General features: G+C 68.8%; 12 protein-coding genes. 6 read left to right on the top strand and 6 right to left on the bottom strand.

The features are described from left to right. Positions 1 to 281: 281 nt before the first annotated feature. Genes ACWF0M_RS34725 through ACWF0M_RS34715 form a run of 3 tightly spaced genes read left to right on the top strand, consistent with a single transcriptional unit; the run spans position 282 to position 3,333 of the window. Positions 282 to 1,631: a DHA2 family efflux MFS transporter permease subunit gene (locus ACWF0M_RS34725; RefSeq protein WP_452239989.1), complete on the top strand. Its 1,350-nt coding sequence runs from the start codon at positions 282 to 284 to the stop codon at positions 1,629 to 1,631. Next, positions 1,628 to 2,578: a sigma-70 family RNA polymerase sigma factor gene (locus tag ACWF0M_RS34720; RefSeq protein WP_452239988.1), complete on the top strand. Its 951-nt coding sequence runs from the start codon at positions 1,628 to 1,630 to the stop codon at positions 2,576 to 2,578. Before ACWF0M_RS34725 ends, ACWF0M_RS34720 begins: the two co-directional genes overlap by 4 nt. Further along, on the top strand, positions 2,578 to 3,333 hold the full coding sequence (locus ACWF0M_RS34715) for an isocitrate lyase/PEP mutase family protein (RefSeq protein ID WP_452239987.1): 756 nt from the start codon (positions 2,578 to 2,580) through the stop codon (positions 3,331 to 3,333). Before ACWF0M_RS34720 ends, ACWF0M_RS34715 begins: the two co-directional genes overlap by 1 nt. On the opposite strand, the gene ACWF0M_RS34710 is transcribed toward ACWF0M_RS34715, so the two are convergent. Continuing rightward, entirely contained in the window at positions 3,330 to 4,034 is a 705-nt protein-coding gene (locus ACWF0M_RS34710) for a TetR/AcrR family transcriptional regulator (protein WP_452239986.1), read from the bottom strand. The two genes, ACWF0M_RS34715 and ACWF0M_RS34710, sit on opposite strands and share 4 nt — an antisense overlap. 104 nt (positions 4,035 to 4,138) lie before the next feature. Between ACWF0M_RS34710 and ACWF0M_RS34705 the strand changes: the two genes are divergently transcribed. Beyond that, entirely contained in the window at positions 4,139 to 5,842 is a 1,704-nt protein-coding gene (locus ACWF0M_RS34705) for an MFS transporter (RefSeq protein ID WP_452239985.1), read from the top strand. A gap of 1 nt (position 5,843) precedes the next feature. Here the strand turns inward: ACWF0M_RS34705 and ACWF0M_RS34700 are convergent, their stop codons facing one another. Together ACWF0M_RS34700 and ACWF0M_RS34695 are read right to left on the bottom strand one after the other, a co-directional pair. Further along, positions 5,844 to 7,427: an amidase gene (locus ACWF0M_RS34700; protein ID WP_452239984.1), complete on the bottom strand. Its 1,584-nt coding sequence runs from the start codon at positions 7,425 to 7,427 to the stop codon at positions 5,844 to 5,846. Further along, positions 7,424 to 7,705, bottom strand: a complete 282-nt coding sequence (locus ACWF0M_RS34695; RefSeq protein ID WP_452239983.1) for a hypothetical protein — start codon at positions 7,703 to 7,705, stop codon at positions 7,424 to 7,426. Before ACWF0M_RS34695 ends, ACWF0M_RS34700 begins: the two co-directional genes overlap by 4 nt. 174 nt (positions 7,706 to 7,879) lie before the next feature. On the opposite strand from ACWF0M_RS34695, the gene ACWF0M_RS34690 reads away from it, so the two are divergent. Both ACWF0M_RS34690 and ACWF0M_RS34685 read left to right on the top strand, forming a co-directional pair. Next, a complete protein-coding gene (locus tag ACWF0M_RS34690; RefSeq protein WP_452239982.1) occupies positions 7,880 to 8,095 on the top strand; it encodes an antitoxin in 216 nt (71 codons plus the stop codon). Between the two features lie 310 nt (positions 8,096 to 8,405). Beyond that, positions 8,406 to 9,170 carry an SDR family NAD(P)-dependent oxidoreductase gene (locus ACWF0M_RS34685; protein WP_452239981.1) on the top strand — a complete coding sequence of 255 codons (765 nt, stop codon included), beginning with the start codon at positions 8,406 to 8,408 and terminating at the stop codon, positions 9,168 to 9,170. Here the strand turns inward: ACWF0M_RS34685 and ACWF0M_RS34680 are convergent. The 3 genes from ACWF0M_RS34680 to ACWF0M_RS34670 all read right to left on the bottom strand — a co-directional run bounded on the left by ACWF0M_RS34680 (position 9,167) and on the right by ACWF0M_RS34670 (position 14,980). Continuing rightward, positions 9,167 to 10,639: an FGGY-family carbohydrate kinase gene (locus ACWF0M_RS34680; protein WP_452239980.1), complete on the bottom strand. Its 1,473-nt coding sequence runs from the start codon at positions 10,637 to 10,639 to the stop codon at positions 9,167 to 9,169. The two genes, ACWF0M_RS34685 and ACWF0M_RS34680, sit on opposite strands and share 4 nt — an antisense overlap. Continuing rightward, on the bottom strand, positions 10,636 to 12,966 hold the full coding sequence (locus ACWF0M_RS34675; protein ID WP_452239979.1) for a glycoside hydrolase family 95 protein: 2,331 nt from the start codon (positions 12,964 to 12,966) through the stop codon (positions 10,636 to 10,638). Before ACWF0M_RS34675 ends, ACWF0M_RS34680 begins: the two co-directional genes overlap by 4 nt. Before the next feature lie 172 nt (positions 12,967 to 13,138). Beyond that, a complete protein-coding gene (locus tag ACWF0M_RS34670; protein ID WP_452239978.1) occupies positions 13,139 to 14,980 on the bottom strand; it encodes an ABC transporter ATP-binding protein in 1,842 nt (613 codons plus the stop codon). Between the last annotated feature and the right edge of the window lie 19 nt (positions 14,981 to 14,999).

Genomic DNA, 14,999 nt, shown 5'->3' with positions numbered 1-14,999 from the left:
TCCGGCAGCCAATCGGCCATGTCCGGCGGCAACAAGAACCCCTGACCACGATCAACCGGCCGATACAACTTCGCCATACCAAACAATCGAACACCGGCCTGGTTATAGTCACCAACGCCACGCCGATTCTGCAACAGGCTCCATTTGCAAATTTGTTTCCCCGCCGTTGGGGTGCGGCCCGGATCGCGCGGGCTGGAAACTTGTGGTCATCGGAGCGATGAGTTCGGGGGGTCGCGCTGGTCTGTACAGGTGTGACTAGAGAACAACGATGGGTTTTGGGCTTGGCCTCGCTCGGGTCGGTCATGGTGGCGTTGGACACCCTGGTGGTGGCTGCGGCGCTGACCACGATCCGGGCCGACCTCGGTGCATCGGCTGAGGAGTTGGAGTGGACGGTCAATGCCTATGGGCTGAGTTTTGCGATGCTTCTGATGACGGCTGCCGCGATCGGCGACCGTCTGGGCCGGCGCCGGACGTATGCGGCGGGGCTGGCGCTCTTCACCGCCGCGTCGGTCGCGTGCGCGGTGGCCACCACGCTGCCGTTCTTGATCGCGGCCCGGGCCGTGCAGGGCGTCGGCGCGGCGATGGTGATGCCGTTGGCGATGAGTCTGCTCGGGGCGGCGTTCCCGCCGGAGAGGCGCGGTCAGGCGATCGGTGTGTTCAGCGGCGTGACCGGGATCGCCGTACTCGGTGGGCCGCTGATCGGCGGCGCGGTCACCGAAGGGCTGTCGTGGCAGTGGATCTTCTGGATCAACGTGCCGATCGGCGCGGTCGCGATCGCGTTGGTGCTGACGAGGATCCCGGAGAGCACCGGCCCGGCGCGACGGCTCGACCTGGTCGGCGCGGTGCTGATCAGTCTCGCCGTACTGGGGCTGGTCTGGGGCACGGTGCGCGGTGAGTCGGCCGGCTGGACGAGTACCGAAGTACTGGGCGGGTTCGCGATCGGGATCGTGATGCTGGTGGCGTTCGGGTGGTGGGAGAGGCGGACGGATCATGCGATGGTGCCGCCGGCGTTCTTCCGGAACCGGACGTTCAGCGCGGCGAACTCGGCCGGGTTCTTCCTCAGCGCGGCGTTGTTCAGCGCGGTCTTCTTCCTGTCGCAGTACATGCAGGCCGTGCTCGGATCGGCGCCGTTCAAGGCCGGTCTGCAACTGCTGCCGTGGACCGCGACGCTGTTCATTGTCGGCCCGATCGCCGGGCGGCTGGTCGACCGGATCGGCGAGCGCCCGCTGGTCGTGATCGGTATGGCGCTGCAGACCGCCGGCATGTTCTGGGTCAGCCGTGGCGCGGACCACTACTACGAACTCGTCGTACCGCTCGTGATCTGTGGCTGCGGGATCTCGCTCGCGATGCCCGCGGCGCAGAGCGCGGCGATGGCGGCGCTGCCCCGGGACGCCGTCGGGATCGCGTCCGGGATCTACAGCATGAACCGTCAGATCGGCGGCGCGGCCGGGGTCGCGGTCCTCGGGTCGGTGTTCACGGCGGCCGGCGGCTACACCGGCGACGGCTTCGGCCGGGCGCTCGCGGGAGGCGGCGTACTGTCGTTGCTCGGGGCCCTCTCGGGACTGGCGATCGCGGCCCGCCGTCGGACCGACAACCTCGTCGCGACGAAGGCGGTGGAAGGAGTCGGATGAACCTCGAGGAGGAGTTCGCGCAGCACCGGGCCGAGCTGGTAGCGCACTGCTACCGGATGCTCGGCTCGCTGCACGACGCCGAGGACGCCGTCCAGGACACGTACCTGCGCGCCTGGCGTGGTCACGCGGACTTCGAGCACCGGTCGTCGGTCCGGACCTGGCTGTACCGGATCGCCACGAACGTCTGCCTGAACCTCCTGCAGCACAGCAGCCGGCGGGTCGTCCCGTCGGCGCTGGGTGCCCCGGGCAACAATCCGGACGAGTTGCACGCACAGGCGTTGGAGGTGCCGTGGCTGGAGCCGTTCCCGGACCAGTTGCTCGGGGCCGATCCGGCCACGGTGGTCGGCGATCGCGCGAGCCTGCGACTGGCGATGGTCGCCGCGATGCAGCACCTTCCGCCCCGGCAACGCGCCGTACTGATCCTGCGCGAGGTACTCACCTGGCCGGCTGCGGACGTCGCATCGTTGCTCGACACAACAACCGCCGCGGTGAACAGTTCACTGCAACGCGCACGGGCCGAGCTCGCCCGGTTGCGGCCGCGGGAGGACGAGTTGAGCGAGCCGCACGAACCGTTGCGGCGGGCGTTGCTCGACCAGTTCCAGGCCGCGATGGAGAGCAAGGATCTCGTCGTACTGGAAGGGCTGTTCAGCGCGGACGCGCGGTGGGAGATGCCGCCGATCCCGACCTGGTTCAGCGGGCGTTCCGACGTACTGCGGCTGCTCGACGCGAAGCTGCGTCCGGGTCCGGGCCGACGGGTCATGGTCGAGACGTCGGCGAACGGCCAACCGGCCTTCGCGATGTACATCCGCGGCACGGACGACCTGTTCCACGCGCACTCGATCAAGGTGCTGACGTGCACGAAGGACGCGATCTCGGCCGTGCTCGCGTTCCACCAACCTGCTTTGTTCCCGGCCTTCGGGCTGCCCCTGATCCATGGGAGATCTTGATGTCCTTGGCAACCACTCTGCGGGAACTGCATGTTCCCGGCACACCGCTCGTTATACCGAACGCGTGGGACGCAGCCTCGGCCCGCATGGTCGAGGCGGCCGGCTTCGCCGCGGTCGCGACCAGCAGCAACGCGACGGCCGCGATCCTCGGGTACGACGACGGCGAGCACGCGCCCGTCGACGACGTACTGGCGGGCGCGGCGCGGATCGCGCACTCGGTGTCCGTCCCGGCCACGGTCGACTTCGAACGCGGGTACCGGCTGGCTCCCGACGAACTCGTGGAGCGCTTCCTCGCGACCGGTGCCGTCGGACTCAACCTGGAGGACTCCGACCCGGCAACCGGCGCGATGATCGACCCCAGCGAACAGGCGGACTTCCTGGCCGCGGTCCGCGCCGCGGCCGGTGACGCGCTGGTCGTCAACGCCCGGATCGACGCGTTCATCCGCCAGGCCGGTACGGCGGACGAGCAGGTACGGACCGCGGTCGATCGCGGAAAACGGTACCTTGCTGCGGGCGCCGACTGTGTGTACCCGATCGGCGTCGGCGACCTCGACCTGCTCGCAACGCTGGTCAGGGAAGTCGGCGGCCCGGTGAACGCCGGCTACGGGCAGGGCGCGAACTCGATCGCGGACTACGCAGCCCGTGGCGTCGCCCGGGTCACCTTCGGCCCGATGTTCCAGCGCCATCTGTACGCCAAGTTCGCCGAAACGCTCCTTCCCGCGATCGCCGCGGACCGAAATCCGTTCGCGCTCTAACTCCAGTTCAGCGCGGTTGTCAGGGCCCGCATGTCGGCGGCGAAAACGACTGCGGGCCGCGGCGTCAGATTGTTCAGGTGGCCGTAGATCTCCAGCGTCACCAGGCCGTGGATGCGCGCCCACAGGCGGATCGAGAGCGCCGGTGCCTCCGGCGGAAGGCCCGGGTGGGTCTGCTGGATCTCGGCGGCGAGGACCGGATCCAGGTCGGTCCACGTGACAGTGCCGGCCGGCTCGGTGGGAGCGGCGGCCTCCCATCCGAGCGCGACGATGTTCGTCAGCAGGACGCACGCCCGGTGGGCGGCCTCGCGAGCGGGGCCGTCCGCCGGCATCCGGTACCCGGGGATCGGGTCGCCGTAGATCAGCTGGAACTCGGCCGTGTTCGACACCGCCCAGTCCCGGTACGCCACGGCGATCGCCCGCAGCTGGGCGCCGGGATCGTCGGCAGGAGCCGCCGAGAACGCCGCCAGCTCGGCGTCCGCGAGCGAGTTGTGGATGTCGATCATCAGGGCCGTGATCAACGCGTCCCGAGTGTCGAAGTAGCTGTAGATCGCGCCGGCGGTCATGCCCATGTCCCGGGCGATCGCGCGCAGCGAGATCGCCCCCGGGCCGTTCTCGGTCAGCGCCCGGAGCGCGACCGACTTGATCTCGGCCGCGGTCTCCGCCCGCAACCGGGCCCTCCTGCTGGTCGTCAGCTCGCTCACAGTTGACACTCTACACCGATCATGTTCTATGCTCCGTGCAGTTCCTACACGCCGTTCAATCTTTGCTCGGCGTGTAGCCAATGCTCGCAGCTGAGGAAACGACCGTGAGAAAATCTCCCGCGCTCCAGTTGGCCGTGCTCGCGCTCGGCCAGTTCCTGGTCGCTCTCGACTACAACATCGTCTACGTCGCGCTGCCGGACGTCGGCCGCGCGCTCGCCTTCAGTCCACAGAACCTCCAGTGGGTCGTCACGGCGTACGCCGTCGGCTTCGGCGGGTTCTTGCTCTTCGGCGGCCGGGCCGCGGACCTGCTCGGCGCCCGCCGGATGTTCGCGCTCGGCCTGACCCTGTTCAGCCTCGCCTCACTGAGTGCCGGATTCGCCGGCAACGAAGGCGTTCTGATCGCTGCCCGGGCCGTCCAGGGCCTCGGCGCCGCCCTGCTCAGCCCTGCCTCGCTGGCGCTGATCAGCACGACCTTCCCCGAAGGAGCCGCGCGCAACAAGGCCCTCGCCGCCTGGGGCGCAGCAGGGAGTGCGGGGCTAGCCGCCGGCGCCCTCCTCGGCGGCGTCCTCACCGACGCCTGGGGCTGGCGCTGGGTCTTCTACGTGATGGTGCCGATCGGCCTGGCGGTGGCGATCACGACGCCCCAGGTGATTCCCGCGGTACGCCGTACTCCCCGGAAGGAAGGCTTCGACCTGCTCGGCGCCACCGTGGTCACCACCGGATCCTCCTTGCTCGTCCTCGGGCTGGTGAACGGCGCGGCGGCCGGCTGGCTGTCAGTCCGCGGCGGCGGAGCGCTGGTCGCCGGCGCCGTACTGCTCGCACTGTTCGGGTTCGTCGAGAAGCGGACGACGAGCCCGCTCGTTCCGCCACGGCTGATGACGTCACGTCACCTGGTGGTGGCGATGCTGGTGATCCTGTTGTTCCAGACGTCGCTCGGCGGCGCGTACTACCTCTTCACCACGTACCTGCAGAACGTGATCGGCTACAGTCCACTCGCCGCCGGGCTCGCGTTCCTTCCGTTGACCGTCGTCTCGGCCACCGCATCGCTGAGCGGTACGGCGCCGCTGATCGCGCGGTGGGGCATCCCCCGCACGCTGCTCATCGGCTTGGCGATCAACGGAGCCGGACTCGCCGTCCTCGCGGCGGGCATGGTCAGCGAAGGTTCGATCTGGACGGTGCTGCCAGGATTGGTCGTCTGGGGCATCGGCGGCGGAATCACCTTCCCCGCGATGTTCGCTGCCGCCGCGACCGGCGTTCAGCCCGGCGAGCAGGGCACGGCGTCCGCCATGGCTACCGCTGCACAACAGATCGGCGGGGCGCTCGGCCTCGCCGTACTGGTCGCGATCGCCGGCTCACCGACCAGCCTCCTCGACGGACTGCGGACCGCCCTCCTGATCGCGGCCGCCGTCAGCATCGCCGGCGCCATCCTCACCAAAACCCTGAAACCGACCGTTGCACCGAAAGGACCTCCCATGCCCGACCTCGTCACCGAATACTTCGAGGCTTGGAACGACACCGACGACGAGAGCCGTTCGGCCCGTCTGAAGACGCTGCTGGACGAATCGGTCGAGATGGTCGATCCCGACTGGACCGCGCACGGCCGGGACGCCGCCATCACGGCCATCGGCCAGGCCCGGGTGAAGCTCGGCACCCTGCGGCTCCAACTGGACAAGGTGATCCACGCCCATCACGACGCCACCTTGTTCAGCTGGAACCTCACCGACACCGAGTCGACCATCGCCACCGGGTACGGCGTACTGCGGGCCAGCAACGGCCGAATCGCCCAGTCACAGACTTACTTCGGCTGATCTACTGCATCAAGTCGGGGACTTCCTCGGCGTGGATTCGGCCGCGGTCCTGCTTCTCGGCAGACCGCAGAGCGGCGGGGGCTGCGGTCGGATCCGCGGGGCGGCGATGGTGCCACTCGGTGACGGACTGGTAGGCGGCGGCGACGGCGAGCAGGCGATCCTCGCCGAACGGCTTGCCGCCGAGGATCGTGCCGATCGGTACGCCGCTCGCGGTAAAGCCGATCGGCAACGCCAGCTCCGGCAGACCGAGCGCATCGAACGGGGTCGGAGACGTCTGCACCACGACGTCGCACTGCTCGAACAAGTCCTCGAGGACCCGCTCCAACAGCACCACCTTCGCGCGCTGACCGATCAGGAACTCGTTGGCTCCGAGTAGCGCGCCCTGCAACCAACCCACCACGGACACACCGAAGCCGCGCAGGTCCGACTGCAGCATCGGGAGGAACGGCTCGCTGCGTTCGGGGAGCCGGACGTTGTTGAAGGCCGCGTTCGTGAGCAGGTCCCACTCGTCCGGCATGGTCACGTCGACGACCGACAGTCCCTCGATTCCCGCGAGGACGTCGAGTGCCGTCGTACGGGCGACTGCGGTTTCCGACGTACCGCTGGTGAATCCGGGGATCACGCCGATCCGGGTCCGCCAACGTGCCCGGCCCTGTCGCACCGGTGTGGCGGCCGTAACGAGGTCAGGTACCGGCGGAAGTCCTTGTGTTCTTGGGTCTTCCGGGTCCTCGCCTGCCATCGCAGTCAGCATGATCGCGGCGTCCATCGCGTCGCGCGCCAGCGGGCCCGGGTGGTCGCGTGTGTAGCTCAGCGGCACGATGCCGTGCAGGGAGACCCGGCCCATGGTGGGCTTCAGTCCGGTCAGGTTCTGTGCGTTCGAGGGTGCGGTGATCGAGCCGCCGGTCTGCGTTCCGACCGCCGACGTTACGAGCCGCGCCGCGACCGCGGTCGCCGACCCGGACGACGAACCGCCTGGGTCCGTGCTGGGATTGTTCGGCGTCCACGCGTTCACGGTGGTGATCCGGCCGTCCGGCGTGGTCGCCCGGGTGGTTGCCAACGGCCCCATTTGGGTCTTGCCGACGACGATCCCGCCGGCTGCGGTCAACCGTCGTACGGCGGTCGCGTCGAAGGGTGGCACGAAGTCGGCGAACAGGTACGAGTTCGCGGTCGTGGTCACACCCCGCGTGTAGTAGTTGTCCTTGATCGCCAGCGGGATCCCGTGCAGCGCGCCGCCGCGGGTCCGGCCGAGCGCCCGGGCCCGAGCGAGCGCCTCGTCGGCGAGCACCAGGTTGAAGGCCTGGTAGACGGCGTCGAACGCGGTGATCCGCGCCAGATGAGCCTCCATCAACTGTTCGGGCTTCAGCTTACCCTTGCGGATCAACGTGGCGGCCTCGGCAATGGTGAGCTCGCTGACATCCACCGATCTCGCCGGTACGTCGACCAACGACGCCGTACCCGTCGACGCAGGGGACGCGTGCGCGACCGCCGGTAGTGCTATCGAGCCGACCGCCGTGGCGGCGGCCAGTGCGCTCGCGCGGTGGAGGAACGAACGCCGATCGACCTGGGTGTCCTGCGGCGCGCTCATCGTGCCTCCCGGGCCACGTCGATGGACGGGTACAGCTTCGGCGGCGCGGCCTGCTGAGCGAGGCGGGCGTCCGCGGCGAACTTGTATGAGCTCAACGGCAGTACCGTCGTACGCATGAAGCTGCGCAGGCCGGCGAGCACCGAGTCGCGGCCCGGGCTCCCGGTGTCCGGATCCGGTGCGCTCCCGGCCGGTAACTGCTCGAGATCGATTCCGATGGAAGCCAGACGCGCCCTGATCATCACGTCCAGCTCGGCGTCGGTGGGCTGACTGAGACTCACGAGTCCCCTCCCGGTCGTGGCGGCAACCTGTCAGACCGTTATGTCATCTTCAACTACTCCGCAGGTTTCCCGCGGATCACCGGCACGTTGCGGCGCCGGGTGTGTGGGATCGGCCGGATCGGGTACCGGCGCTTCGGTAGCGGAAGGCAACCATCGAGAGAACGGGGAAACACGATGGGTATGTTCGACAACCTGAAGGACAAGGCCGGCGACCTGGTCGACGAGCACGGCGACAAGGTCGGCGAGGGCGTCGAGAAGGCCGGCGAGTTCGTCGACGAGAAGACCGGCGGGAAGTTCGGCGACAAGATCGACCAGGGCACCGACCTGGCCAAGGACCAGCTGGACAACCTCGACGGCCAGAACGACGACATCCCGGACGACCAGTCCTGAGGTCACTGCACCCTTGGTGGCCGCGGACCGGTCCGCGGCCGCCAACGGGTCGATGCCTGTTCACCGTCCGCGTCCACACCCGCCGCCTGCGTGAAGTGCCGCGAACGCTTCACCCGCTGGTCGATGCTGCGGGCAACAGCTTCCTGTGAGCCCGCTGAGTACCCGCTGAGGGTTGCCTCGCATGCTGCGGGCGACTGCGCGATCGCTGGTGGTCAGAAACGCCAACAGGGGTACGACTTACGCACTTCACAACGTAGTCTCTGCATCAAGGGAGTTGGGCTGCAGGGGGGAACTGCATGATGGTGGATTTTTGCCTGCGCTCGGAGACGGGCGGCCGATGACGCGGCTGCGGCGGATTCTGGTCTGGATCTCCGGCGCGTCGGCGGGGCTGGGGGCTGCGCTGGCGGCGACGATCCCGTTCGAGGGCGCGGAACTGATCGACATCTCACGTCGCGGAGGCACGCCGGGCGCGCACCACGTCGCGGTGGATCTGGCCGACCCGGCGTCGTGGCCGGTGGTGGAGAAGGACTTCCGGCAACGGATCGAGGCCGACGACCCGGATCTGGTGGTGTTCATCCACAACGCCGGGACGCTGACGCCGCTCGGCTCGGCGGATCACGTGGACCCCGAGGAGTACACGCGCAACGTGCTGCTGAACTCGGCGGCCGGACAGGTGCTCGGGCAGTCGTTCCTCAGCGCGGTGTCCGGACGGGACTGCGAGCAGCACCTGATCATGATCTCGTCCGGCGCGGCGAGCCGTCCGCACGAAGGCGAATCCAGCTATTGCGCGGGTAAGGCAGCGATCGACCAGTGGGTGCGCACGGTCGGGCTGGAGCAGCAGCGCCGAAGTCCCGGCTGCCGGGTGATCGCCGTGTCGCCCGGCTCGATCGACACCGACATGCAGGCCGAACTGCGCGCAGCCGACCCCGACGAGGTGCCGGTGTCGGCCCGCTTCCGCGAAATGCAGGCCCGCGGCGCCCTCGCGAAACCCGAGACCGTCGCGCGGACGATCTGGTCGCTGCTCGACCGCGATCTCCCCAGCGGAACCGTGCTGCACGTCCGCGACCTGACCTAAAGGACCGTCCGCGCCAGCCGGTGGATCTGCGCACGCGTCGCCGGGTACAGCTCCGTGAACGTCTGCAGCAAGGTCGAGTACATCGACCGTGTTGCCGGATCGGGTCCGACGACGTGATCCGGTCTGGTCCAATCGGTGTCCGGCGGGACTGCCCCGATCCCGATCGCGGCCAGCAGCGCATCGCCGTACGACGCTCCGATCGTCTGCTGGGGAACGGTTTGCCGGATCCCCGCGACGTCGCTGACGATCTGGGTCCACAGCCCGCCCTGCGTGCCGCCGCCGACGGCAACGATCCGCCCTTCGGTGCCTGCGGCACTGACCTCGTCGAAGAGGTCGAGAATCTGGCGGACGCCGCAGGCGATTCCTTCGTACGCCGCACGCAACAGGTGACCGCGCCCGTGCCGGAGGGTCAGGCCGGCGATCACGCCGCGGGCCAGCGGGTCGTAGATCGGGGTTCGTTCGCCGCTGAAGTACGGCAGCAGGACGAGCCCTTCGCTTCCCGCGGGGACGGCGGCCGCTTCCGCGAGCAGGGTCTCGAACGGTGCACCGCCGGTGAGTTCCTGCAGCCAGGTTGTGACGGTGCCGGAGGTCGCCATCCCGGCCGCAAGCGTGTGCGATCCGTGTTCGACGCCGGATGTCGTCCACAGGCCGCGCACGCTCGTGGGCGCGGACAGTACCTGGACGAAGAACATCGTCGAGCCGTACATCAGCATCAGATCACCAGGACGTCGTACGCCGACACTGAACGCCTCGGCCCACGCGTCGACGGTCCCCGCGACGACCGGCGTACCTTCGGCCAGACCGGTCAGCGCTGCGGCATCCCGGCGTACGACACCAATCTGTTCGGACGGCCACACCAGGCGCGGCAGGGCGAGACCTGGCAGGACCGCTTGCACCCAGTCAGTCGCCCAGTCCTGGCGATGGATGTCGTAGAACGGGTCGCATTGGCTGGCGGTGTGGTGGTCGAGGACCCATTCACCGGTGAGGCGCGCGACGACGTACGTGTGCGCGCTGAACCAGCGATCCTGCGGCCGCCACGCATCGCCGGCCTCGCGCCGCAACCACGCCAGCTTCGGCCCGATCGCCTGGCTGGACAGGTCCTTTCCGCAGCGCTCGAGGATGGCGTCCGCACCGAGTTGCGCGGTGATCTCGGCGATCTCGCGGGTCGATCGGGTGTCGACGCCGTACAGGATCGCCGGGCGTCGCGGGCGCAGGTCGTCGTCGGTCTGGACGACGCACGGGCCGAGACCGGACACGCAGACGGCCAAGACGTCCGTGGAGTCCAGCTCGGCGAGGACCTCGACGACGTCGTTCCACCAGTCGCGTTCGGGATCCATCTCGGCCCAGCCCGGCTGCGGCAGGCTCGGGGCGTGGTCGCGGCGCGCCACCGCCACGACCTCCCCTTCGAGCGTGCACAGGACAGCTTTCGTACTGCCGGTACCGATGTCGACGCCGATGACGTGGCTCATCCGGCAATTGTCCAGGTGTGTGGGACGCCGGCGGTGAGGGACACCTCCTCGCGCTGGTCGCGGTGCCGGAGTACGACGGTGGTGTCCCGGTCGGCCGTGAGTACGGCGTTGGCCGCATCTGGGGACCAGGTGAGGTCGACACCGACACCGCCGCGGGCCCGAAGTCCCGTGATCGCGCCCTCCGGCCATGCGTCCGGGAGCGCGGGGAAGATCTCGAGCTCGCCGGTGTGGCTCTGCAGCAGCATCTCCGCGATTCCGGCGGTCGCACCGAAGTTGCCGTCGATCTGGAACGGCGGATGCGCGCAGAACAGGTTCGGGTACAGGCCGGAGCCGTCGCCGACGTAGTCCGTGCCCGAGTCTGCGGCCGGTGTGAGCAGTTCGCGGACCAGGCGGTGGGCGGCGGCGCCGTCGCGGAGCCTTGCCCACAAGGAGATTCGCCAGGCCAGCGACCAGCCGGTGCTCTTGTCGCCACGCAGCTCCAGGGTGCGGGCGGCGGCCGCGGCGAGTTCCGGCGTACCGTCCGGGGTGATCTGGTCGCCGGGGTGCAGGCCGATCAGGTGCGAGGTGTGGCGGTGCTGCGGCTCAGCCTCTGGCAGGTCGGCCAGCCATTCCTGTAGTTGCCCTTGGCTACCGATCTTCGGGTCTGGGATGCGCTTGCGGGTTGCTGTGAGGTCGTCGATCAGCGGGTCGGTGAGGTTGAGCTCGGCAGCCGCCTGCGCGCAGCGGTCGAACAGGTCGGCGATCAGCGACAGGTCCATCGTCGACGAGGTCGTGACCGAGGCGGGTTTGCCGTCTGCTGCGACGTACTCGTTCTCCGGTGAGGTGGAGGGGGCGGTGCCGAGCGTGCCGTCCGGGAGTTCGATCAGCCAGTCTCTTGCGAATTCGGCGGCGCCTCGCAGCGTCGGCCAGACGTCGCGCAGGTACTCGCGGTCGCCGGTGAACGCGTAGTGGTCCCAGAGGTGGCGGCACAGCCAGACGCCGGCCATCGGCCAGTTCGACCACTTCGGGTCGCCGTCAACTGGGGCGGTCCAGCACCAGGCGTCGGCGTTGTGGTGCGCGGTCCAGCCGTTGGCGCCGTACAGGTGTTCGGCCGTACGGCGTCCCGCTACGGCGAGATGTTTGACGTAGTCGAGGAGGGGTTGGTGGCATTCGGAGAGGGACGTGGTCTCGGCGGGCCAGTAGTTCATCTCGGTGTTGATGTTGACCGTGTAGTTACTGCTCCACGGCGGCTGCAGGTGCTCGTTCCAGATCCCTTGCAGGTTGGTCGGCAAGCCGCCGGGGCGGGAGCTGGAGATCATCAGATAGCGCCCGAAGTTGTAGATCAGCGCGGCCAGCCCAGGGTCGTCCCCCGCCTCTACGAGCCTTCGATCGGTTGTCAGGTTCGTGGCCGATGGAAGCACAAGCACGGACCGCCGGAACAGCCCTTGGTAATCGCCGACATGCTCGCCCCGCAACACATCGTGGGCAAGTGCGGTGCGGGCTGCGGTGTCGGCTGTCTGCTGGCACTCCTCGGCGGTGCGGGTTGGGGTGGTGTGTGGGTCCTCGTAGCCGGTGGCGGTGGAGAGGACTACCAGGAGTTGGGTTGCGTTGCTGACGGTCAGTTGGTTGTTCGTGGACGTGAGCGTGCCGTCGGTGTGCGCACGCAGTACGACGGCTGCGTTCATCCCGCGGTCGTCCCCGTCGGAGTACTGGATCGGCTCGGCGGCGTTCCCGTGGGGCGGCGCGACTGACGACGGACAGTTTGCTAGCAGTGCTAGCCCGTTGTCGCCGAGGGTCTGCGTGGTCGCGCGGAGCTGCGAGGCGAGACTGAGCGTCACCGTCAGCGGTTGCGAGGCGCCCAGACGTAGGACCAATGCCTGCGCCGGCGCGCTGACGAAGACCTCCTGCCAGACGTCGACGCCGCCCACCTCGTACTCGGCGCGGGCGACCGCGGTGTCCAGGTCGAGCCGGCGCCGGTAGTTCGTGACCGCACCGCCGGGCTCGAAGTCCAGCAGCAGGTCACCCAGCGGGAGATAGGCCTGCGAGTGCCCGCTGTGGAACCCGTGCGCAAGCTCCTCAGCCGCACGCACGTCACCCGCCGCCAGCGCGGCCCGCACCTCCTCAACCGCCTCCGCGCCAACCGCGCCGGTCGGCGTTGCGAGTCGGCGGGTTGTTTCGGGGCTGCCGGACCAGCAGGTTTCGTCGTTCAGGGCGATCCGGTCCTGCGTGGTGCCGCCGAACCACATCGCCCCGATCCGGCCGTTGCCGAGCGGGAACGCCGCCAGCCAGTCCGCCGCGGGAGCGTCGTACGTCAACTCGCTGGCGGCCGCAGTCATCCGATCTCTCATGCCGCGATCCTCTCCCGCCCGCGGGCCGCCGCGCGACCTCGGGTCCGGCTGGTGGTCGGGCAGGCCGGACCTGCGCCACTCACCAACCGAGGCCGACCGCACAGACGCAGGCGTGCGATGCCAGTGCGTGCGGGCCTCGAGCACAGTTGGTGAGTGCTGGAGATCCGCCCCCTCAGGCGGCTTCGGCGAACTGGGTGGCGTAGAGGTCGGCGTACAGGCCGCCCTGGGCCAGCAGTTGTTCGTGGGTCCCGCGTTGCTGGATGCGGCCCTCGTCGAGGACGAGGATGACGTCGGCGTTGCGGATCGTCGAGAGGCGGTGCGCGATGACGAGCGACGTACGGCCGACCAGTGCGTTCGCGAGCGCGGTCTGGACGGCTGCCTCGGACTCGGAGTCGAGATGCGCGGTCGCCTCGTCGAGAATCACGATCGACGGGGACTTGAGCAGCAGCCGGGCGATCGCGAGCCGCTGACGTTCACCACCCGACAACCGGTACCCGCGATCACCGACCACGGTGTCCAGACCGTCCGGCAGGCTGTCGACAAGCGTCGCGATCTGCGCCGCCTCGAGCGCCATGTGCAGTTCGTCGTCGGTCGCGTCCGGTTTGGCCAGCTGCAGGTTGGCGCGGATCGTGTCGTGGTACATGTGCGAGTCCTGCGTGACCACACCAATCGCCGCGCGCAGCGAGGCCTGGGTGACTTCGCGTACGTCGTGACCGCCGACCAGGACCGCTCCGCCAGTGGCGTCGTACATCCGGGAGACGAGCGACGAGAGCGTGGACTTGCCGGCGCCGGACGGACCGACGACGGCGACCAGTTGCCCGGGCTCGACGGTGAACGTGACGTCCTTGAGGACCTCCTCCCCGGTCTCGGCTGACAGTGTCGCGACCGACTCGAGCGAGGCGAGCGACACCTCCTTGGCGGACGGGTAGTGGAACGACACATGGTCGAACTCGATCGACGGCTCCGCGTTCGGCGGCAGCGTCTTGGCGTCCTCGCGGTCGGCGACCATCGGCGGCAGGTCGAGCACCTCGAGCACACGCTCGAAGCTGACCAGCGTGGTCATGATGTCGACCTGCATGTTCGAGAGCGCGGTCAGCGGCCCGTAGAGGCGGTTCAGGTACGCCGTCAGCGCGACGACCGTACCGATCCCGAGGGCGCCTTCGACCGCGAAGACCCCGCCGACGCCGTACACGAGAGCGACCGCTAGCGCTGCTACCAGTGTGAGCGAGACGCGGAAGACCCCGGCGTACATCGACGTGGTGACGCCGATGTCGCGGACCCGCGCGGCCTTGTCGGCGAACTCGCGTGAGGCGTCCTGGGTGCGGCCGAACACCTTGGCGAGCATCGCACCGGCGACGTTGAAGCGCTCGGTCATGGTCTGCGCCATCGTGGCGTTCAGCTTGTACGTCTCAGCCGTTGCTGTGCGCAACTTTCCGGCGAGGAGCCGGGCAGGGATGACGAAGAGCGGGAGTACGACGAGTGCGAGCAGCGTGATCTGCCACGACATCACGAACATCGCGGCGAGTACGAGCGTGACGCTGAGCAGGTTGCTGACCACGTTGGAGAGCGTGGAGGTGAATGCCTGCTGGGCGCCGAGTACGTCGCCGTTGAGGCGCTGGATGAGCGCGCCGGTCTGCGTACGGCTGAAGAACGCGACGGGGAGCTGCTGCACGTGGTCGAACACGGCGGTGCGGAGGTCGTAGACGAGACCTTCGCCGATCCGCGCGGAGAACCAGCGCTCGGCGAGGGTGATTGCACTGTTGGCGATCGCTAGCACTGCTACGACGAGAGCGAGCCAGACGACCACTTGGGCATGGCCTGGCACGATGCCGCGGTCGATGATCGCCTTGAACAGCAGCGGGGTGACCGCGCCGGTGCCGGCGTCGAGCGCGACGAGGACAAGGAAGACGGCCAGATAGCCGCGGTACGGACGGGCGAACCCGAGGATCCGGCGGAGCGTGCCCGCCGTCAATTTGTGGTGCCGGACGGAGGAGTCCTTCAACAGCGACCGCATTGCGCGCCCGCCGCCCCCT

The organism is Kribbella sp. NPDC055110 (assembly GCF_053607525.1).
This window is presented reverse-complemented; position numbering and strand designations above follow the sequence as displayed.

What these genes read in the sequence shown, in the direction of transcription:
- ACWF0M_RS34715 (WP_452239987.1), top strand. Translation starts at nt 2,578, where the DNA reads ATGTCCTTGGCAACCACTCTGCGGGAACTGCATGTTCCCGGCACACCG.
- ACWF0M_RS34720 (WP_452239988.1), top strand. Translation starts at nt 1,628, where the DNA reads ATGAACCTCGAGGAGGAGTTCGCGCAGCACCGGGCCGAGCTGGTAGCG.
- ACWF0M_RS34670 (WP_452239978.1), bottom strand. Translation starts at nt 14,980, where the DNA reads ATGCGGTCGCTGTTGAAGGACTCCTCCGTCCGGCACCACAAATTGACG.
- ACWF0M_RS34680 (WP_452239980.1), bottom strand. Translation starts at nt 10,639, where the DNA reads ATGAGCCACGTCATCGGCGTCGACATCGGTACCGGCAGTACGAAAGCT.
- ACWF0M_RS34690 (WP_452239982.1), top strand. Translation starts at nt 7,880, where the DNA reads ATGGGTATGTTCGACAACCTGAAGGACAAGGCCGGCGACCTGGTCGAC.
- ACWF0M_RS34675 (WP_452239979.1), bottom strand. Translation starts at nt 12,966, where the DNA reads ATGAGAGATCGGATGACTGCGGCCGCCAGCGAGTTGACGTACGACGCT.
- ACWF0M_RS34700 (WP_452239984.1), bottom strand. Translation starts at nt 7,427, where the DNA reads ATGAGCGCGCCGCAGGACACCCAGGTCGATCGGCGTTCGTTCCTCCAC.